Origin of the sequence: Campylobacter sp. RM12642 (genome assembly GCF_020137635.1) — a bacterium.
In the GTDB taxonomy this organism is placed as follows: Bacteria; Campylobacterota; Campylobacteria; order Campylobacterales; family Campylobacteraceae; genus Campylobacter_E.
In genome coordinates, this window is sequence record NZ_JACGAT010000001.1 from 64,332 (window position 1) to 85,616 (window position 21,285).

At 29.1% G+C, this 21,285-nt stretch carries 20 protein-coding genes; 2 read left to right on the forward strand and 18 right to left on the reverse strand.

What is annotated here, in order from left to right:
* Nucleotides 1-122 precede the first annotated feature (122 nt).
* The 8 genes from ychF to AVBRAN12642_RS00325 are packed head-to-tail and all read right to left on the reverse strand — an operon-like array spanning nt 123 to nt 5,971.
* Nucleotides 123-1,226, reverse strand: a complete 1,104-nt coding sequence (gene ychF / locus AVBRAN12642_RS00290) for a redox-regulated ATPase YchF (RefSeq protein WP_336607805.1) — start codon at nt 1,224-1,226, stop codon at nt 123-125.
* A complete protein-coding gene (locus tag AVBRAN12642_RS00295; RefSeq protein WP_214115784.1) occupies nt 1,223-2,635 on the reverse strand; it encodes a leucyl aminopeptidase in 1,413 nt (470 codons plus the stop codon). Before AVBRAN12642_RS00295 ends, ychF begins: the two co-directional genes overlap by 4 nt.
* The gene (locus AVBRAN12642_RS00300) at nt 2,619-3,269 is read right to left on the reverse strand and encodes a DedA family protein (protein ID WP_250325095.1); all 651 of its coding nucleotides are present in this window, start codon (nt 3,267-3,269) and stop codon (nt 2,619-2,621) included. Before AVBRAN12642_RS00300 ends, AVBRAN12642_RS00295 begins: the two co-directional genes overlap by 17 nt.
* Nucleotides 3,270-3,271: 2 nt before the next feature.
* The gene (apt, locus tag AVBRAN12642_RS00305) at nt 3,272-3,820 is read right to left on the reverse strand and encodes an adenine phosphoribosyltransferase (protein ID WP_442862231.1); all 549 of its coding nucleotides are present in this window, start codon (nt 3,818-3,820) and stop codon (nt 3,272-3,274) included.
* Nucleotides 3,814-4,146 (reverse strand): hypothetical protein, encoded by a 333-nt coding sequence (locus AVBRAN12642_RS00310; protein ID WP_214115786.1) that lies wholly within the window; start codon nt 4,144-4,146, stop codon nt 3,814-3,816. The genes apt and AVBRAN12642_RS00310 overlap by 7 nt, the downstream gene beginning before the upstream one ends.
* Nucleotides 4,147-4,587: an RpiB/LacA/LacB family sugar-phosphate isomerase gene (locus AVBRAN12642_RS00315; protein ID WP_214119885.1), complete on the reverse strand. Its 441-nt coding sequence runs from the start codon at nt 4,585-4,587 to the stop codon at nt 4,147-4,149.
* Nucleotides 4,588-4,619: 32 nt separating this feature from the next.
* Nucleotides 4,620-5,057, reverse strand: a complete 438-nt coding sequence (gene smpB / locus AVBRAN12642_RS00320) for an SsrA-binding protein SmpB (protein ID WP_336607806.1) — start codon at nt 5,055-5,057, stop codon at nt 4,620-4,622.
* An 8-nt stretch (nt 5,058-5,065) separates the two neighbouring features.
* A complete protein-coding gene (locus AVBRAN12642_RS00325; protein WP_336607807.1) occupies nt 5,066-5,971 on the reverse strand; it encodes a lipoprotein N-acyltransferase Lnb domain-containing protein in 906 nt (301 codons plus the stop codon).
* Between the two features lie 51 nt (nt 5,972-6,022).
* On the opposite strand from AVBRAN12642_RS00325, the gene AVBRAN12642_RS00330 reads away from it, so the two are divergent.
* On the forward strand, nt 6,023-7,102 hold the full coding sequence (locus AVBRAN12642_RS00330) for an Mrp/NBP35 family ATP-binding protein (RefSeq protein WP_336607808.1): 1,080 nt from the start codon (nt 6,023-6,025) through the stop codon (nt 7,100-7,102).
* Nucleotides 7,103-7,134: 32 nt separating this feature from the next.
* Here the strand turns inward: AVBRAN12642_RS00330 and AVBRAN12642_RS00335 are convergent, their stop codons facing one another.
* Nucleotides 7,135-11,277, reverse strand: coding sequence for a hypothetical protein (locus AVBRAN12642_RS00335; RefSeq protein WP_336607809.1), 4,143 nt, complete (start codon nt 11,275-11,277; stop codon nt 7,135-7,137).
* A 95-nt stretch (nt 11,278-11,372) separates the two neighbouring features.
* Between AVBRAN12642_RS00335 and AVBRAN12642_RS00340 the strand changes: the two genes are divergently transcribed.
* Nucleotides 11,373-12,143: a DUF5718 family protein gene (locus AVBRAN12642_RS00340; protein WP_336606802.1), complete on the forward strand. Its 771-nt coding sequence runs from the start codon at nt 11,373-11,375 to the stop codon at nt 12,141-12,143.
* Between the two features lie 4 nt (nt 12,144-12,147).
* On the opposite strand, the gene AVBRAN12642_RS00345 is transcribed toward AVBRAN12642_RS00340, so the two are convergent.
* Genes AVBRAN12642_RS00345 through pheA form a run of 9 tightly spaced genes read right to left on the reverse strand, consistent with a single transcriptional unit; the run spans nt 12,148 to nt 21,281 of the window.
* Nucleotides 12,148-12,522 (reverse strand): hypothetical protein, encoded by a 375-nt coding sequence (locus AVBRAN12642_RS00345; protein WP_336606803.1) that lies wholly within the window; start codon nt 12,520-12,522, stop codon nt 12,148-12,150.
* Nucleotides 12,522-13,379 (reverse strand): helix-turn-helix transcriptional regulator, encoded by an 858-nt coding sequence (locus AVBRAN12642_RS00350; RefSeq protein WP_267525300.1) that lies wholly within the window; start codon nt 13,377-13,379, stop codon nt 12,522-12,524. Before AVBRAN12642_RS00350 ends, AVBRAN12642_RS00345 begins: the two co-directional genes overlap by 1 nt.
* Nucleotides 13,360-14,424 (reverse strand): 23S rRNA (adenine(2503)-C(2))-methyltransferase RlmN, encoded by a 1,065-nt coding sequence (rlmN, locus tag AVBRAN12642_RS00355; protein WP_214115794.1) that lies wholly within the window; start codon nt 14,422-14,424, stop codon nt 13,360-13,362. The genes AVBRAN12642_RS00350 and rlmN overlap by 20 nt, the downstream gene beginning before the upstream one ends.
* Nucleotides 14,421-14,930 carry a phosphorylase family protein gene (locus AVBRAN12642_RS00360; RefSeq protein WP_336606804.1) on the reverse strand — a complete coding sequence of 170 codons (510 nt, stop codon included), beginning with the start codon at nt 14,928-14,930 and terminating at the stop codon, nt 14,421-14,423. Before AVBRAN12642_RS00360 ends, rlmN begins: the two co-directional genes overlap by 4 nt.
* On the reverse strand, nt 14,927-16,732 hold the full coding sequence (dxs, locus tag AVBRAN12642_RS00365; RefSeq protein ID WP_214115796.1) for a 1-deoxy-D-xylulose-5-phosphate synthase: 1,806 nt from the start codon (nt 16,730-16,732) through the stop codon (nt 14,927-14,929). Before dxs ends, AVBRAN12642_RS00360 begins: the two co-directional genes overlap by 4 nt.
* On the reverse strand, nt 16,722-17,504 hold the full coding sequence (locus AVBRAN12642_RS00370; protein WP_336606805.1) for a FliH/SctL family protein: 783 nt from the start codon (nt 17,502-17,504) through the stop codon (nt 16,722-16,724). The genes dxs and AVBRAN12642_RS00370 overlap by 11 nt, the downstream gene beginning before the upstream one ends.
* A complete protein-coding gene (gene fliG / locus AVBRAN12642_RS00375; protein WP_336606806.1) occupies nt 17,504-18,532 on the reverse strand; it encodes a flagellar motor switch protein FliG in 1,029 nt (342 codons plus the stop codon). The genes AVBRAN12642_RS00370 and fliG overlap by 1 nt, the downstream gene beginning before the upstream one ends.
* The gene (gene fliF / locus AVBRAN12642_RS00380; protein WP_336606807.1) at nt 18,532-20,220 is read right to left on the reverse strand and encodes a flagellar basal-body MS-ring/collar protein FliF; all 1,689 of its coding nucleotides are present in this window, start codon (nt 20,218-20,220) and stop codon (nt 18,532-18,534) included. Before fliF ends, fliG begins: the two co-directional genes overlap by 1 nt.
* Nucleotides 20,217-21,281 (reverse strand): prephenate dehydratase, encoded by a 1,065-nt coding sequence (gene pheA, locus AVBRAN12642_RS00385; RefSeq protein WP_336606871.1) that lies wholly within the window; start codon nt 21,279-21,281, stop codon nt 20,217-20,219. The genes fliF and pheA overlap by 4 nt, the downstream gene beginning before the upstream one ends.
* Nucleotides 21,282-21,285: the final 4 nt, after the last annotated feature.

Genomic DNA, 21,285 nt, shown 5'->3' on the forward strand with positions numbered 1-21,285 from the left:
ATCTTCAATCAACAATGCTTTTAATATTTTTAACTTATAAAAATTTTTATCTTTTCTAAATTCTATAAATAAAAAAGGATTTTTAAAAGATTAGCAAGACTTTTAAGCCTTGCTAATAAGGTTTATACATTAAATCTAAAGTGCATTATATCGCCGTCAATTACTTCGTAATCTTTACCTTCTAAGCGTAATTTACCTGCTTCTTTAGCTTTTGCTTCGCCACCACAATTTACGAAATCATCATAGCTAATTACTTCAGCTTTGATAAAGCCTTTTTCAAAATCATTATGAATTACACTTGCAGCCTTAGGAGCTTTATAACCTTTATGAATAGTCCAAGACCTAACTTCTTTAACCCCGCAAGTAAAATAAGAAATCAAATTAAGCTTAGCAAAACTTGTCCTAATAATAGCTGCTAAACCGCTTTCATTTACGCCTAATTCTTTTAAAAACTCATTAGCTTCAGCTTCGTCCATTCCGACCAAATCTTCTTCAAGCTTAGCACATAATTTTAAAACGCTATGATTTGATTTAGCTGCATATTCACGCACCTTTTTTACATAATCATTATCATCTAATAATTCATCTTCGCTTACATTAACGCCATAAATTACTTCTTTAGCACTAAGTAATCTTAATTCTTTATTTAAAGTTATAAAAGCTTCACTATCACGATTTGCATATTCACTAGCTAATCTGCCATCTTCAAGGTGTTTTAATAAATCCTGTGCTAATTCAAGGCATTCTTTAGCACCTTTAAGATTTGCTCTTGCTTCTTTGCTAAGTCTATCAAGCTTTTTATTAAGTTGTTCAATATCAGCTAAGATTAATTCAAGATTTATGATTTCTATATCTCTTAACGGGTCAACCCCGCCTTCAACATGAGTGATATTCTCATCATCAAAACATCTTACTATATGTAAAATCAAATCAGTTTCACGAATATTTGCTAAGAATTTATTCCCTAAACCTTCGCCTTTGCTAGCACCCTTTACAAGACCTGCAATATCTACAAATTCTATCATTGAGTGCATTATTCTTTCAGGATTTACTATATTTGCTAAGACTTTTAATCTCTCATCAGGCACTTCAACAATAGCTTTATTTGGCTCAATGGTGCAAAATGGATAATTTGCTGCTTGAGCGTTTGCTGCCTTTGTTAAAGCATTAAAAGTCGTGCTTTTACCAACATTAGGAAGTCCAACAATACCTACACTAAGGCTCATTTTGCACTCCTTGCCATTCTAAGTAAGTTTATAATATTCATTCTAACTCCAGCTGCACTTGCTCCATAAGCATTCTCGCCCCACACTTTTTCTACATAAGCAGGTCCAGCAATGTCTAAATGCAACCATTTGTCTTTATATTCTTTTCTAATAAACTCGCCTAAGAACATTCCTGCACTAATAGCTCCACCATATCTTGAGCTACCTGTATTGCTAACATCAGCTATTTTGCTTTTGATAAGCTCTTTAATGTGTGGGTTAAAATGTAAAACGCAAGTATATTCGCCACTTCTTTTTGAATTGTTATAAAACTCGTTTTGCAAGTCTTCATTATATCCCATAATACCACTTGTATATTCGCTAAGCCCAACCACACAAGCACCTGTTAAAGTAGCTAAATCTATTAATAAATCAGGCTTTAAATCTTGAGCAAAACTCAAGCAATCTGCTAAAACCAATCTTCCTTCAGCATCAGTATTTCTTACTTCTATACTTACACCTTCTCTTGAAATCAATACATCATCAGGCATATATGATTTTTCGCTTATGCAGTTTTGTGCTGCACCTATAATTCCGTGTATTTCATAAGGTAGTTTTAACATACTAGCTGCTTTTAAAATACCTAAAACAGCAGCTGCACCACTCTTATCAGCTTTCATAGTTAGCATATAATCAGCCGGTTTAAGACTTAGCCCACCTGTATCATATACAAGTCCTTTTCCTACATAAACTATTTTTTTAATAGCGTTTTGTGGTTTATAAGCTAAGTGGATTAATTTTGCAGGATAACTACTTGCACGATTTACTGCTAAAAATGCGTTCATTCCTTCTTTTTGTAAATAATCATCGCTATAAACATTGCATTCTAAATCAAATTCTTTAGCTAATTTTAAAGCGTCTTTTTCAAAACTAAGTTGATTATAAGTGCTTGGAATTTCATTTACTATATTTTTTACATCTTCACAAGCATTTGCTAATACTTTACCTAGCTCAACGCCTTGTTGAATATCATCGTTTTGTTGTGTTTCAAGGCTTATTAATTCTATTTTAGAATTCTTAGGCTCTTTATGATATTTGTTAAACTCATATAAAGATGAAATAACAGCATAAATATGAGCATAAGCACTATAAAACTCACAACCAAGATTAATAAATTCAAGGCTAATGCTTTTTATATTTAAGTTCTTAATGCTCTTAATCGCACTACCTAAACTAGCTATAAAACTAGCATAAGTTAATTCATCATTTAAGCCAACATAAAGCGTTCTTTTAGCTAGATTGCAAATCGCTCCAACTCCTTTATAATCATTTATTTCAAAAAATTCTTTATCATCAAATCTACTTAAATCTTTGTTTTGTATCAAACAAACTTTAAAATCAGTATTTTTTTCATTAAATACTACTTTCATTTTTTTTACCTTTCTTACTTAATAATTTATTTTCTAAACTTTTAAAAGCATATAAAATTAAGCATAAAAATCCTACAACTAAAATTCCTGCCAAATACCAATGGTCTTTCGCCCAATTAATAATCTCCCATATATGCTCGCCAAAAATATACACTATAAAAATAGTAATAGCAGCCCATACTTGAGCTGAAATAAAATTAATTATTGCAAATTTCTTTGCACTATAATTAGTAAGCCCTATACTCATAGGAATAACGGTTCTAAAACCATACATATAGCGTTGAATAAATATTATAGGCCAGCCGTATTTTTGAAGTAAAATCTGTGCTACTGCAAATTTTCGCCTTTGTGTTTTTAGCTTTTTTCTAATATAGCTTTTTGAGTATCTTCCTATATAAAAATATATCTGATCGCCCAAAAATCCCCCACAACCTGCTATAAATGTGATAAGTCCTATATGAATGTGTTCTCCGTGAGCTGCAAGTCCTGCTAGTATTAATGCAGTTTCGCCTTCTAGCGTGCACCATAAAAATATAATAATACTAGCAATTACGATTTTATCTCTAAATAAGGAAGTTAAAACCCCCTCAGGGTCAGCAAAAAAGGAATTTATAAAATTAATTATCATATCCATTGCTAATCCTTTAAAATGCAATAAATATCATCACAATGCTCTTTTAAAGCTTTATATCCACCGATATTTATATCTATTAAAAAACAACTCTTAATTTCTTTAGCACCTGCTAATTTTAATAATTTCATACAAGCAATGCTAGTGCCACCCGTTGCTAATAAATCATCCATAAAAAGAACTTTTACATCTTTTTTGCCTAAAAATGCGTCCTTTTTCATCTCTATTTTATCTTTGCCGTATTCTAAATCATATTCAATACTTAATAGCTCTCCTGGGAGTTTGTTTTTCTTTCTAATTGGAACAAAAGGGATATTTAAAATAGCTCCTAATGCAGCTGCAAAAATAAAGCCACGACTTTCAGCTCCTACTAAAAAATCAAATTCTTCATCTTTATATTTATCTTTTAAGTGATTTATTAAAACTTGCCAACCTTCTTTATCTGCTAAAAGCGTGGTAATATCTGCAAATACAATTCCTTCTTTTGGGTAGTTTGGGTATCTTTTTATCTTCTCATTTAATAATTTTTCTATATTCATATTAATCCTTATAATAAGCTTTCAATTTTTGCTTCTAATTCTTTGATTTTTGTGTTTAATTTATTATTTTCTAAGCGATATTGAGAATTTCTTGTCCTAAGGCTTGTTAATTCACTTTTTACCTTATCTAATTCTTCATTTAATACATCTATATTTCCTAAAGAGCGTTGAAGTTGTGTTTGTAGCTTTCTCATAACTACTTCTGTATCATCAAAATTAGTTTTTAAAAACTCTTTTGAGGCTCTTTCTTTATTAAGTAATGATTTATAATAATAAGTCATCACTAAAAAATAAATACATATACAAACTAAAGCAGTAATAACCATCCAAATAAATAACATTTATTGCCCTAATTTTTTTACTCTATTTTCGTGTCTTCCACCAAGAAATGGGGTATTTATAAAGGTTATGATTAATTTTTTTGCAAGTTCAAAATCAACAAATCTAGCGCCTAAAGATATAACATTAGCGTCATTATGTTCTCTTGCTAATCTTGCATAATCTTCGCAATGACAAAGTGCTGCACGAATATGCTTATGACGATTTGCCGCTATGCTAATTCCTATACCACTTCCACAAATAATAACACCTATTGCATTTGTATCGTTTTTAAGCTCATTTGCTAATTTATTAGCATAATCAGGATAATCCACACTATCATCACTATCACAACCAAGATTTATACATTCGTATTCTTTACTAAAGTATTCAATCAAACTAAACTTTAACTTAGTTGCTGCGTGGTCGTTTGCAAAATAAATTCTCATATTTTTCCTTAATATAAAATAATTTTAGTTTAATATTTAAGAGTTAATTAATAATACGCTCTTGCTTCTCGTTTTAAATCTCTTTCTTTGATTGCTTGACGCTTGTCGTGAAGATTTTTTCCTTTTGCTAAAGCTAGAGTTCCTTTCAAAATCCCACGCTTAAAATAACAATTTAGTATTACTAAAGTAAATCCATCTGTACTGATTTTACCTATTAATTTATCAATTTCTGCACGATGAAGCAATAATTTCCTAGCTCTTCTATCTTCGTGAGTGAAGTATTTATTCGCCGTATTCATACGACCTATGTGGCTATCAAGTAGCCAAGCTTCACCTTTGATTATCCTTACAAAAGAATCTTTTAAATTGATTTTGCCGTGTCTTACAGCTACAACTTCGCTACCTAATAAGGCAAAACCACATTCATAAGTATCAATTATGCTATATTCAAATCTTGCTTTTTTATTCTCTGCAACGCTTTTCATTATTATCCTTAAAATGAGTATATAAGACCGATTTTAGCGTAATTTTGATTAGCAATTAAACTTAAACGATAATTTTTATAATCAAAATAAGTATTAAGATTTATATGTTTTTTATCAGCACTAATTTTTATACCAAAATTATCAAAATCCTTTAAATAACCTATATTTAAGCCGTAATTATTAGCCCCTATAAAAAAACCTTCATAATAATACCCTAAGAAAAAATTAGCAAATACCCTAGCCTTTTTATATCTAATTCCTAATTCAAATTCATAGCTAATCTTTTCGTATTCTCTAATTTTTATAGGGCTAATGTAGTTTTTATTAAAGTTTAATATATTTAAACTATGAGATAATTTATCATTTAGACTAAGAATACTTATATCAAAATCAAGGCTATTTTTTTTATCATATTCATAAAATAATCCTACTTTATGAAAGTTCTTTTTATAATCAGTATTAAGCGATACAAAACGAATTGGAATTAGGCTTGATTTAAGATTAACACCATAGTTTTTGGCATACATACTTAAAGCTGATGAGCAATTTTTATGCAAAAATGTATAAGTATCATAAATCTCATCTTCGTAAAATAAAGCTGATAGATTGGCTTCTTGGCTATCATCTAAATTAAGCGGATAGCATTTTACTTGTCTTTCATCATCTTCATAAAACTTAATTAATTTATCCTTAGGCAAAATTTGCATAATGCCTTCTACTCCAAAAAGTGCTGATAAATTATCTTTAATATTTAAATTACTATTTAGATTAAAACTAGCCGCTTTATTGTTATAAGCTAAAAATATATGCCCAAACATAGTATCAAGTCGCTTGTAGCTATCACTTACATAACAAACACTAATATCACTTGCTCTTAAAAAAATACTAATAATTAATAAAAATACAAATTTCATCTTATTATTTTACTTTTTTTGTTAGCATAAAAGGTAAAAAAAGGAGAAAAAATGGAAATAATTGAACTATTCAAAAATGTCAAATATCCTAATTTTCAAAAGGATATTGTAAGTTTTGGTTTTGTAAAAAGGTGCGAATTAGCAGGAGATATTATCCTAATGGATATTGAAATTCCAGCTGCAAGTGTAGAAATAGCAAATGCTATTAGAAATGAATGTGAAGCAATAGCTAGAAATAATCATTATAAACTTGAGCTTAAAATCATTCAACCAAAATTAGAAGAACCAGAAGTAAAAAGACCAAAAATCAAAAATCTAGCTCCACAAATTAAGCATTTTGTGATGATTAGTAGTGGAAAAGGTGGAGTTGGCAAAAGCACAACTACTCTAAATCTAGCATTATCACTTGCAAAACTTGGTAAAAAAGTAGGAGTGCTAGATGCTGATATATATGGTCCTAATATGCCAAGAATGCTTGGTGCTGAAAACGAAAAACCTGTAGTAGTAGGCAATAAAATCCGTCCTGTTAAAGCTTATGGAATTGAGTTTATGAGTATGGGAATTTTAATTGAAGAAGGACAAGGATTAATGTGGAGAGGTTCTATGGTTATGAAAGCAATTGAGCAGCTTTTATGCGATGTGTTATGGAGTGAGCTTGATGTATTATTACTTGATATGCCTCCAGGAACAGGTGATGCACAAATTACTCTAGCTCAAAGTGTGCCTGTTAGTGCAGGAGTTTGCGTTAGCACCCCACAAGCAGTAAGCCTTGATGATAGTAAAAGAGCTTTAGATATGTTTAATAAATTAAATATACCTGTAGCTGGTGTAATTGAGAATATGAGTGGTTTTATTTGTCCTAATTGCGATGTTGAGCATGAGATTTTTGGTAAAGGTGGAGCGCTTAATTTAGCTCATGAATATGATTGCTCTGTTTTAGCTTGTATTCCTATTGATTTATCAATTAGAACGGGTGGAGATAGTGGTAAGCCTATTTCTATGTGTGAGCCAAATTCAATAGTAGCAAAAAGATATGAAGAAGCTGCATTTAAATTAGTTGAGTTTTTAAACACTACTAAAGCTGATAATTCTAGTATTCAACCAACGACAAACACTCCAGCTTGTCATTAATAAAAAGAAGGGTTTTTAAACCCTTCTTAAAATTACTTAGCATTTGTAAATTCTAAACTGAACTTACCACCATGTAAATCACTTGTATTATTAAGATTAATTACTTCTTTAATGTATTGCTTTTTAGCATTATCAGGTGATAGCGTAATAGTTACTTCGCCTGTTTTTGGATTTTTAAAAAAGCTTGAACCATATTCAGCATTAAATGATAATTCATTAATAATAGCACTAGCGTCTTTATCATATAAAGAACTCTTTAAAGGTATTTTTGTTCTTTCGTTTTTCTTATTTAAATAATAAAGCTCTAAATCTGTTGTAGGATTTAAAGTAATTTTGTCAGTATTTGTTACTTTATTATCTTTATAAGTAACATTAGTAAAGATAAATGAGTATTCATTAGCTAAATTAGTGCTAGCTCCATCTAAAGAAACTTTTGATGATTTTAATAATGAAAACTCAGCAACACTTGGCTTAGCTAAACTTGCATTAGTATCTATTGTTTTATTATCTGGAGTTTTTTTGTATTTAGTGTAAGCTAATTCTAAATCTACAGATATTTTATCTTTTGGTGCAGCAAATCCAGCTATAACAGCATTAATGTTATTTGTTTTTGTATTGTTATATAAATCTTCTAATTTTTTATCAAAATCTTTATTTAACTTATCTTTTGTAATGATAACTCTATCTACTAGAATTTGATTTGCACCATTAATTGTCGTATTAAAGCTTTTATCCGTATAATTTTCATCAATATTTACTAAATATCTATCTTTAGCTTGTTTATCAGTATTATCAAAATTTAATTCATACTCAAGATTATGGTCTTTGCTAAATTTATGATATACATAATTTAAGCTATTTGTATCCTTAGCACCTAAATTATTAAATACATAATAAATCTTTAAGCTATTATTATCGCCTACTTCACTCTTAAAGAATGTTTTTTCATCTGTAAAGGCATTGTTTATTATAGGAGTTCTTAAAACATACTCTTTAGTACTACTAAAGTTAATATCTATAGCACTTTTACTATCAATTAAACAACCTACTTTTCCATATTCATCTACTTTATTATTGATAGCATTTGCATTACATAAACCTTTAATGCTATCTGGTTTTGTGAATTTACCTTCGTATAATTTAAGTTTTGCATCAGTTGATAATGGGAAATTTACAACTGCGTCATTGATTTTATAGGTATTATTATTGTCTTTTACAAACGCAACTTCATTGCTATCAGATATAGTATTTTTATTAGTTGCATTTAAACTAAAATCATAATTTTTACCTTGACTATCTTCTACACTTAAAGTAGTTTTTGTTAAAGCAAATTCTTCATTTGTTACTATTAGCTTATCATCAGCATCTTTTAATCCCGCATTAAATACTGCTACTTTTCCACCCGCAAGAGCATTTTCTCCAGCTGTAAATGTAGTGCTTGTAGTGTATTCAACTAAAGCAGGTCTTAAACTAAAATCATTAGTACAATTTCTAGCTTTTACAGGCACTTCAATTAGGCTTTTAGCGTCTTTATTGTTATTGTTTTTATTGATTTCTTCTTGAACTTGAGATTTAGAATATATTGTATAGCATACTTTATATCTACCTACTTTTAAATCATCAATTCTAACAACGCCATTATAAAACGGATAAGCACCACTAAATCCTGTTTGAGTAAATATTGGATTACCTACTAAATAATCATTGTCGTGACTAATATTAACCTTGCTTGTTCCATTGTCATAATAAGTAAGATTTGCTGTTTTCAATATTGCATTAGTATTTGCGTCTATTACATCAAAGGTTACAAAATTATCAATATTATTTAATTTATTTGATGATTTTGCGCTTTGAATACCTAAATAAACAGGTTTTCCAGCTATTCTCGTATTTGCAGTCGTAGTATTAAAGCCTGTGCTAGTGCTGTTTAATACAGGCATTTTATCAGGGTCTTGTTTGTTCCAAATAGAACCAAAATCTACATTACTAGCATTAAAATTAATATCACTAATAATTACATAAAACTTACCTGATGATTTAGCATTAATGATAGTAGTTGAATTGGTTTCAAAAAATGGTCTATCATCAGCATAAAAACCTCTATCAAGTGTAAGTTCTAACAAGATTGATTCACCAGATTTATATTTAATTGCATCTAGTAATCCTTCATCAACTCTTAACGCCATCACATCAGTTGTATAATCACTTGCAAAATAGCCATTCTTTTCACTATCTTCACTAATTACTTTAAAGCCACCATCAGTTTTGCTTAATTTATAAGTTTTGTATTTGAAATCTTTAAATTTAAATTTCATATTAGAGCAGTTTTTACCACTACTTATATCGCATTCTTGTTTATTTTCAAAGCCTAATCTATTAGGGTCTAAATCAACGCCTTCGTATGTAAATGATAATTGAGCGTTATTATTTACCCCGTATTTAAGCTCTGTTACAACATAAAATTCTTTTTCATTAAAGCTACTTGGTAAATTTTCAACTTTTGCTTTTCTAGGAACTAAATTTTTATCAATTTCAGCAGTTTTAGCTCCATCAGCGTCAGGATAAAAATATAAATTATATTGAGCATTAATAGCAGTATTTACTGGAGAATTTCCGTATTTTTTCGCATCAGCATATCTAAAACTTGTAGGTCTAGTATTTAAAGTAAATATATGCTTTTCACCAGAAGTTGCTCTAGTATAAATATTACTTCTATCTATTGAGTAATTAGCGATTGCATATTTACCATCTAAACTACTTATATAGTTTTGCAAAAACTCATTAGCTGGTTTATTCCATAATAATTTGCTAGATTGCATAGCTTCAAACTTTGCATAACCATTTTGATTTTTACTTCCATAATATTGTAAATTAATAAAATAACATTTTCCTATCTTATTATCATTACCAAAAGCATTAGAATTATTGCTACCTTGGTCTAAATTCTTATTAAAAAAAGGAAACACATTATCTTTATTATTAAACTCATTAGTTCCGTATAAACTTATATTTTTTAAAGTAATTGCTTCAGTTATTTTTCTTAAATTATAAGTTTGGTAATACAAATCTCTTTTATAGCCTTCTGGATAATGTCTAACATGCCAATCATCCCCTCTAAATTCTGCAGAACCATAAAGGTCTCCACTAATTCCAAAAGGAACTACTTGACCATATTCATTTTTTATTCCACCATATTGAGCCGCACCTGTTTTCATATCGTAAACATGGTCACTAGCAGTAGAAGCTCTAAATTGATAACCTAAACCCCATAAAGAATGGAAAAATCTAACATATTTTCCATGAGCGCTTAAACTATTCCAATCACTAGAACCACAACCTTTACCATTTTTAAAATTACGATTATCCCAATGATAAATCTGATTACACCAAGCACCTCTATCTTTGCCACCTGATATTGTTCTTTGAGCTAAAAGAGCCCAACTTTGATACATATGAGAGCGTTTTGAGCCTGTTCCTGGTATCATTTGTCCATTTTGTATGCCTAGATTTTGATTTACGAAGTTTTTAAAATCATTAGGAAAAGAGCCAAGATTAATATTATCGCTTAGATAAAAACTAAATTGTTTACTCTCATCACTTTTAGCAATTACCAATAGCCTACCTGTAGTATTTACGCCAAAATCTTTATATGATTCTTGATAATTTCCTAAACTATAATTATATACACTAGTATTGTATGGAACATGTGGACTTACCTTATCTTTTGAAACATATAATACTTTAGGTTTATTAGGTTCATCTTTTTCATCAAGATTAGCTTTATTAATATTTGCAATAAACTCACTAGCAGTTGGAATTTTATTTGTTCCTAAATCATTACTACCTTGAGCTATACACCATACATTATCTCTATAATTTGCATTATCTGCTTCAGGATTTCCGCTACCATCTTTATAACTATAAACTTGCATTAAAGAAGCGCAATCATAATAAGCCCAAGCATCACTACCAGGTCTTCCGTGAAGACAACCAATGATTGCATTATCACGACCATAATTATAAAAGTCTTGTATTAATTCAAGTTTAGTATGTGCAGCACCATACGCATTATCAACATTTCCAATAAAAATACCTTTAATTTTATTTTCTGTTGTTACCATACTTCCGTGCAATACACTTATCGCACATAGGGATAGAAATATCGTTTTTTTCATATTTTCTCCTAAAATAAAAAAAGTATATTTATTTTACATAAAACTTATCAATTAATGCTATAAATTATAAAAATATTTCAATTTAAGGAAAAATAATGTTTAAAGACTATTTATGCTTAGGTGTAATAGGAAATGTCCCTAATCATTTAAATCAAGCTAACGAAGCTAAAGATTTTACTGAATTACACACAAGTGATTTTGCACCTAAAGGTGTGTTTCCATTCTACTCTAAAGATAGTGATAAAGAATATTTAAAGAGATTTTGTATTAGTGAAAATGAGCTTATTTTAGATGGAGATTTTGTTCAAATTGAACCTGAATTATGTGTAATTTTTAAAGCTTTTTATGAAAATGATAAACTAAGTGATTTAAAACCACAATTTTATGCAGCGTTTAATGACGCTAGTAAAAGAGTAAATGAAAATAAAATATCTTCTAAAAAGAACTTCTCAACTGCTAGTAAAGGTATTGGGAATTTAGTTCCTTTAAATAATCTTGATGAATTAAATGATTATAAAATCCACTGCTATTTAAAAAGAGATAATGAGATAATAAAATACGCAAACGAAGATTATATAAAAAATTATTTTTATTATTCAAATACATTAATCACTTGGCTAATTGATACTATAAATAATCAAATAGACATAGCAACCCTTGAAGATATAAGACCTTTAATAGCTAGTAAGCCTGCAAATTTATTGATATGTTTAGGTGCTTTATCTTATACTCCTTTTGGAGAAAAACACTATTTAAAAAATAATGATGAAATCTTTGTAGCTATTTCTAAAAATGATGAATTTATAAATGTTAAAGATGGCTCTTGTCTTCATCAAATAGTAAAAAACAATAATTCTAGTAAATAATCTACTAGAATTTATCTTCTAACTTATCGTAACTTTCTTTTAATTGCAACATTATTAAACATTTTTCAAGGTCTTTAAAATGCATTGTATCATCTAAGAGCAAAAAGCATTTTTTTAATAATTCTTTATGTTCTTCATAATCATCGCTTACTAATTTTGCAGCTATACTAAAAGCATTTATTAAACTATTTTTAGTGTTAATTTCTAATAAAATATAAGCAAAATCAATATATCTTAAATCATTATAAGAAATCTTATTTGAGCTTTTTAGACAAAAAATCTCTTCATTTATTATGCTAAATCCTTCAATATTTACTATGCTAATTTGCTTTTCTTTACACTCATTACAAATTATTTCAAATATCTTTTGCTTTTGCATTAAATATTCTTTAAATATTCTTTAATTCTAGCCTTGCACTCATTTGCTAAGCTTTTTGGCTCAAGAATTTTAATATGTGGAATCCATTTAAAAACTAGCCTAATAATCTCATCTTCATAACTTGTTTCTGTTTCTATTATGATTTTGTCTAAATGGCTTGAGATTATTCTTTGATTTTTTAATATTGCTCTTTTTAAAAAATATTCTTTAGCAACACAATCTAATTCTAAAATAACATTTGTAATATTATTTGATATAAAACTACTTGAATTATTGTTAATCAGCTCTTGTGTGCTTTCATTTGGGATAAATTCTTCTTGTGTGATTAATAAATTTTTGATTTTATATAAAGTAAAGCTTTTAAGTTCAGCTTCTTCACAAGCTAATAAATACCAAATATCTTGATGATTTACTAATTTATAAGGCATTAGAGTTCTTTCTTTTGCATTATAAGTTATTTTAATTTTTACCTTATTTAAAATCGCATTAGTTAAGCTCTCATAAACACTACTAATATCATCAATTTCGTTATTTTTAATATTAGTAATTGGTAGTTCTTTTTGAGTAAAAAGATTGTTTAAAAACTCATCGCTAAGCCTTGTTGGAAGCATAGTAATATCAAATATTTTTATAAGTTTTCTAATCTCTTCGTGATTGCTTTTAATATAAGCTTTATCTAAACTATAATCCCCATTTCTTCTAGCAATTATTGGTAATTTTGATAATCTTTCATTAATATCACGCTGAATAGTCTTAGCATTTACTCCAAATTCTTCAGCTAAATCGTGCTTATTTAATATCTCTTCATTATAAAGTCTTACTAATATTTGAGCTATTCTATATGATGGTTTTTGCATTTTCATCCTCGTTATTTCTTAATTGCCCGCACGCTGCACTAATATCAAGCCCTTTGCTTTGTCTAATGGTAGCGTTTTGTCCGTGTGCTTGTAAATAATCTCTAAAAGCAATTACTTTTTCTTCACTTGGGCGTTTATAGATACTGCCTTCGTGTGGGTTAAAATAAATTAAATTTATCTTAGCTTTTATTCCGTGTAGTAATTTTACTAAAGCCTTTGCGTGGCTTAAATCATCATTAATCCCACCTAAACATAAATATTCAAATAACACTCTTTTTCTAGCATCTATTGGGAAATTCCTTACCGCATTTAAAACGCTTTCAATATTATAAGCCTTATTAATAGGCATTAATTCATCTCTTAAAGTATCATTTACAGCGTGAAGCGAAATTGCAAGTAATACACCTAAATTCATCTTGCCTAATTCTTCAATTTGCTTTGCAAGACCGCTTGTTGAGATTGTTTGACGGCGTGGAGATATTGCTAGAGTATCGTTATGAGAAAAGATTTTAATAGCCTTGCTAACTGCTTTTAAATTATCAAGTGGCTCTCCCATACCCATAAAAACTATATTAATACCTTGCTCATAAGGGATTTTTGCGTATTTTTTGATAAATAATACTTGAGCTACTATTTCAGCTGTGCTAAGATTTCTAATAAGCCCACTTTTACCCGTTAAACAAAAGGCACAACCACTTTTGCAACCTACTTGGCTACTTATACAAATAGTGTATTTTGCACTTTTTTTCACACCATTTTCTATTCTTTCTTTTTTCATAGGTAGCAAAACGCTTTCTATTGTGTGATTATCGTGCAAGGAAAATAAGAATTTAATACTCCCATCAATGCTTGTTTGAGCTATTTTTAAGCTAAGTGGCATAATGTTAAATTCATTTTTTAATTGCTCTCTTAGAGCTTTTGATAAACTTGTAGCTTCGCTAAAATCATTTATATATTTTTGATATACAAATTTTGCTAATTCATTATTTAGATATTTTGGACTAAGGTTATATTCTTCTGGTAAAAAATCTAATAATTCTTTCATAAAAGTCCTTTGTTTTCTAAGTAATTTTCTAATATTTCATTAGCTTTTGCTATGTTTTTTATATATTCTTCGTGTGCGAATTCATCACAATAATTAGTCGCTACTAAAATTGCACTAGCTGGGATTTTATAATAATTAGCAGTCGCAAAAAAACTAAAACACTCCATATTTTCGCCTAATATCCCGTATTTTTCATTCATTTTCTTAGCGTATTCATAATTTTTACAAATATAATTAGAAGAATTTAAAACAGGAATTTCATCCATTTTCATAGGGGTATAAACTAAATCATCTAACATAGCTAATTCAATATTTACAGCACTTTTAAACTCATTTACGCTAAAAAGCTCAATTTCTTTAGTATAAAGCCCCATTGAACCTATGAAAATCAATCTTTTTGGCTGCTTTTTAAGTATTAATTCGCTAAGTTTTATAGAACAATTACTGCCTAATCCAATAGGCTCTGCGTAATCATAAATCTCACTTATTCCTGCACTAACTATCATTTATTGCCTTTAATTTTATTTATAATACTTTTTGCATCAAGCCCTAAGCTTTGCATAACTTCATTTGTATTTCCGTGAGTTATAAACTCATCTTCGTATTCATAAGATATTAATTTAATGTCTAAATCATATTCTTTTAAAAAGCTAGAAATTATAGAATTTAATCCGCCTATTTTTGCACTTTCGCTAAAAATATGCCATTCTTTTGAACTCTTAGCAAGATTTAATAAAAACTCTTTATCAAGTGGTTTAGCAAATACTAAATCAATTACATTTGCATTTATTTCTTCACTAACTGCTAAAGCTTTTGCAACGCCTTCTCCAAAACCTAAAAAGCTTATATTAGAATTTACATTTTTAATAAAATGAGTTTTTAAGCTTGGCTCATAGCTCTCATCTAAGGCAAAACTTCCCCTTGGATAGCGAATAGCAATTAGCCCAACTTTACTTGTAGCGTATTCAAGCAATAATTTAAAACTTTTAGCATTCGTTGGAGCACAAATTTTAAAATTAGGTATGCAAGATATATATGAAATATCAAAAGCTCCTTGATGAGTTTTGCCATCATTTCCTACAATCCCTGCACGATCAAGTGCAAAAACCATATTAAGATTAAGTATTGCACAATCGTGAATTAAACTATCATAAGCTCTTTGCAAAAAAGTTGAATAAATAGCTACTACAGGCATAAAACCACATTTACTCATAGCAGCCATTGAAGTTACTGCGTGAGCTTCTGCTATTCCTACATCATAAAATCTATTAGGATATTTTGCTATTAATTTATCAATTCCAGTGCCACTTGGCATAGCTGCACTAAGACCTACTATTTTTTCATTTTTACTTGCTAGTTCATCTAAAATATCACTAAAAATTGCCGTTGCACTAGGTTTTTTTGAACTACTTAAACTCTTACCTGTTTTTATATCAAAAGCTCCAACTCCGTGCCAACTACCCTCATCATTTAAAGAATACTCATAACCATAGCCTTTAATTGTTTGAATATGCAATAATACAGGCTTTTTAAGACTTTTTGCTAGATTTAATGCAGTTATTAAATCAGCAATATTATGCCCATCAATTGGGCCAATATATTCAAGCCCTAATTCTTCAAAAAACATTCCAGCAGGAGTGATTAATTTAAATCCATCTTCAAATCTTTTTGCAGTATATCTAGCACCTTCAGGCAAGTATTCAAGCATTGCTTCAACGCCTTTTTTAAATTTTTGATAAATTGGACTTGATAAACTTTTTGATAAAAATCTTGAAACTGCACCAATAGGCTTACTAATACTCATTTTATTATCATTTAAGATAATAATACTTGGATATTTTCTATCTCCTAATTCATTTAAAGCTTCATAAGCTAATCCACAGCCCATCGCCCCATCACCAATAATAGCAATTGGAATTGCATCTTTTTTATTAAGACTAAAAGCCTTTGCAACCCCCGTTGCAAGAGATATTGAAGTAGATGAATGCCCTGCTATAAAAAAATCATACTCGCTCTCATTTGGCTCGGTATAACCACTAATTCCATTAAATTGTCTTAGATTTTCTAAATTCCTATTTGTTAATATTTTATGTGCGTAGCATTGATGAGATACATCAAAAATTAAAGGATTTTCCTTTATATCAAATAAATGATGAAGAACAACGCTTAGTTCAACCACGCCTAAATTAGACGATAAATGACCGCCGTTTTTGCTAACTTGCTCAATGATTGTAGCTCTTATATCACTACATAATTCTTTTAATTCGTTTTCATTAAGGCTTTTGATATTTTCAATTTTACGCTTCATCTAATATCATACTCCTTGCTTGTGCTAATCTTTCTTTTAAGTTAATTTGAGTATTTAATGTATCTGAATTAATAATCAAACAACCCTTATTAATAGCATCATCAGCTAAGATTTCAATCCTATTTGAACTTAATTCTTTATTTAAATAATCAAAATCCTTAGGATTTACGCTGATTTTAATCTTAATGCTTTTATCAATTCCTTGCATTATCGTATTTGCATAAGCTAGAGCAATTTTTGCTGAACTTGTTTCTAGCTCTTTATTTACTACTTCTTTAGCTATTAAATAAGCAGCTTCGTTTAAATCGCTTTTTGTTTTTTCACAAAAATTACTTAATTCTTGGCATTTATTTTCAAGCTTTTTAATACTATTTGATACATTTATACTAAGCTCGTTTATTTTATCTTCGTTTTGAGATTTACCTGCGTTTAAACCTTCTTCATAAGCGTTTTTTTTAGCTATTTCAATCTCATTTAAAAGTCTTTTTTCAAATTCTTCTTCTTGTTTTTCAAGTTTCATTTGAAGTTTTACTACATTATCGCTTAAAGTTTCCATTTTTTTAAGCATTTCTTCATTGATTGGATTTGGTGGCGGTGGTGGTGGCGGAGTAATTTCTTTAATTATTACAGGCTCTTCTTTTATTTCTTGTGGAGTTTCAACAACTTCACTAAGCTGCTCTTCACTTGTATCAGTGTCAAATGAGCTTAGAATTTTAAATTTATAATTTTGAATATGATGCTCTTTGGCTTTATTATCAATAATAGTTTTCATCATTCTATCATCTCATCACTTTCGCCTAATTGTATTACTCCGCTTTCATTAAGCTTTTGAACAACTTCAACGATTTTTCTTTGTGCTTCTTCTACATCTTTTACCCTAACAGCACCTAAAAATCCCATTTCTTCATTAAAACTCTCCGCTGCTCTTTGGCTCATATTAGATAAAAACATACCTTTTAAATCTTCCGTGCTTCCTTTTAAAGCTATCATTAAATCTTTTTTATCAGCAACTTTTAATATCTCTCTAATTGCTGTTGTGCCTAATTTAGTAATATCATCAAAAGTAAACATCATATCTTTAATAGTAGTTGCAAGTTTTTCATCAGTTTGCTCTAAATATGCAATAGTTGATTTACTTGATTTTTGACCTAGACGATTAAGCACTTCAGCAACTGCTCTAGTCCCACCAACTTCAACTTTATAAGATGTAAGAGATTGTAATTTACTCTCTAAAACGGTTGAAACTCTTTTAATAATACTTGGGCTAATATCACCTAAAGTAGCAATTCTATGAATTACTTCACTTCTTAAATTATCTTCAAAAAACTCTAAAGTCTCAGCCGCTTTAGTAGGCTCCATATGTGCAATAATTAAAGCTATTGTTTGTGGATATTCATTTACGATAAAGTCAGCTAATTGTTGAGGTTTAATATTGCTAAGGTAAGAAAATGCTTGATTTCCATCTAAAGTTTTTGCTAATTTTGATAAGATTTTTTCAGCTTCTTCAATCCCATAAGTATTATATAAAATCTCTTTAGCAAATTCCAAACCACCATTTTTAATATACTGATTTGATTTAAGTAAAGCGTGAAATTCTTCTAATACAGCAGTAGCTACTGCTCTATCAACGCTTCTTGCACTAGCTATATATTTTGTAATTTCTGAAACCATAGCAATATCAAGATTAGAAAATATCAATGTGCTTGGCTCTTCTCCCATTTGGATTAAAAATATTGCAATTTTTTCTAAGATACTTAAATCATTATATAAGGCTTTTTGCTCGTTAGTTAAATTTGCCATTACATTTCCTTTTGAGATTGATTAAATTCATTGTCGTTTTTAAGTAAGCTAGTAAATAGCATAGCAACCTCATCACTTTTTTCTGTGCTAATAGTTTTTAATTTTTCAAGTAAAATATCATATTGTAATTCATCTTCACTAAATCCAGCGTCAATTCCAAGTTGTTCTTCAACTCTTTTTTTAGCTTGTTGATATTTTTCTATCGCATCTTCTTCATCATCAGCACCTTCTTCACGCCTAATTTCTTCTAATTCTTCAGGTGTAAATACCTTATCCTCAAGCATTTTCTTGATAAACGGAGATATAACCTTTTTATAAAATATAAACATTAACACCATAGCAAAAATATATTTTGCAGGTGGAATAAACGGCATTATATAACTTTCTAAGAAATTAGTAATTTTAATTGATGGTGGAACTGGAGCTTTAATATTATTAAATCTAATATTATCAACACTAACGCTATCTCCTCTAGTATCATTAAATCCTATTGCGTTTTTTACTAAACCTTGTAATTTTTTAAGCTCATCATCGCTAATTGCTACATATTTTACTTCGCCATTTTCATCAATTTCGTATTTTCCATCTACTACTACTGCTGCACTAATTCTATTTAAGGTTGCAAATTGACCTTTGATAGTTGTAATTTTTTTAGATATTTCATAATTAATTGTGCTTTGATTTTTGCTATAACTTTCTTTATTTTCTCCATCTTCAATGCCTTGAACTGGTCCAATATTTGATATTGCTCCTGGCACTCCGCCTACTTCTTTGCCTTTTTTGCCTTCTTTTTTCTCTTCTAAACTTTGCTCACTTCTAGCGACTGAATTTGGGTCAAATACTTCACTTTGACTATTTGCCTTATCAAAATTAAAATCAGCATTAACTCTAGCAACAACTCTATCCCAACCACCAAGAACAGGTGCTAAAACATTTATAATCTTTTGCTCTAATGAATTTTCATATTCTTTTTTATAATTTATTTGTGCGTTTAATTCATCTACATCAAGCCCTACTTCATCAGCGCCTAAATTAACCCCATTTTGGTCAATTATCTTAACATTTTCAACACTTAAACTAGCAACAGATGAAGCAACAAGATTTTTAATCCCTAAAACTTGTTTTTGACCTAATTTCATACCCATTTTAATATTTAAAACTACTGAAGCTGTTGGCGGCTCTTTTTCTTTTACAAATAAAGATTCTTTACCAAAAGCAATATGAACTGCAGCTTTATTAATAGGATTTAAGCTCTCAATAGTTCTTGATAATTCACCTTCTAAAGCTCTTTTAAACTTGATTTTTTGCTCTTCATCAGTAGCTCCAAATTCTTGTTTATCAAAAATCTCAAAACCTACTTTATTATCCTTTAAAATTCCAGCACTTGCCACTTCTAAACGCTGCTTATAAACATCAGCACTTGGAACTAAAATGGTGCTTTCATCTTTTAAAATATAATTTATTTGATTTTTTTCTAATATTGATACAACTGCAGCTGAATTTTTAGTATCTAATTCATCAAATAAAACAGAATAACCAGAGTAGTTTTTATTATTACCAGAATTATATACAAGTAAAAAAACTATAAAAGCAACGGTTGCAATAATGGCTGCTAATATAGTTAGTTTTTGTTTTTTTTCTAAACCTGAATAGAACTTGCCTATTCCTTGTAAAAATTGCTTAATCATTTATCATTCTTTAAATATGAGCCAAGCCATTTTATATTTGTTTTATTTTTTAAGATTTTTTGCACATTCAAATCATCAATATGTCCGTCAAAATCAATAAAAAAACTATATTCAAATTCTTTTTTCTTTAAAGGTCTTGATTCAATTTTAGTTAAATTGATATTTGCTTCTTTAAACTCATTAAGCAAATCAACTAAAGCACCTGCTTTATGTGCTGTATTTGCTAGAATTGATGTTTTAGAATTGCTTGATTTTTCGCAAGAATGTTTGCTAAGCACTAAAAATCTAGTTTTATTTGCCTTATTATCTTCAATACATTCAAACATTAAAGGCAAATCGCTTAGTTTTGCTGCAATTTTTGAGCAAATTGCAGCTGAGTTTGGCGTATCTTTTGCTAATTTTGCAGCAGCGGCTGTGCTTTTAGTAGGGACAAACTCAACATCTAAAATATTATGAGCTTCTAAGAATTTTTTACACTGATTATAGCCTTGTGGATGAGAAAAAATCACTTTAATATCTCTTATATCATCAGTTGTGCTTGCGAATGAATGATGAATATCTAAATAATTTTCAGCAAAAATCAAAATATCATCGTATTTTGCAAGACAATCAAGAGTAGCTCCAACCCCACCTTCTGTATTGTTTTCTATAGGAACTACTGCATAAGATACTTCATCGTTATTTAAACTAACAAAAACATCTTCAATAGTAGCAATCTCAATATATTCACTAAGCGCTCCAAACCACAATCTTGCTGCTTGATGAGTATAAGTGCCAATTGGACCTAAAAACGCAACTCTTTGTGGTAATTCAAGATTTCTTGAAATTGCAAAAATCTCTTGATAAATTGCTTTAATTGCGTCTTTTTCTAATAAGCCTTTGCTATTTTCGCTTAGTCTATTTATTATCTCATTTTCTCTTACAGGACGATAAATTGGACTACCTTCATTATGCTTTAAAATACCAACTTGCTTTACAAATTCCATTCTTTGATTTAATAATTTAATTATTTCATCATCAATTTTATTTATATTTTGTCTAATTTCTTCTAAATTCATAATATAC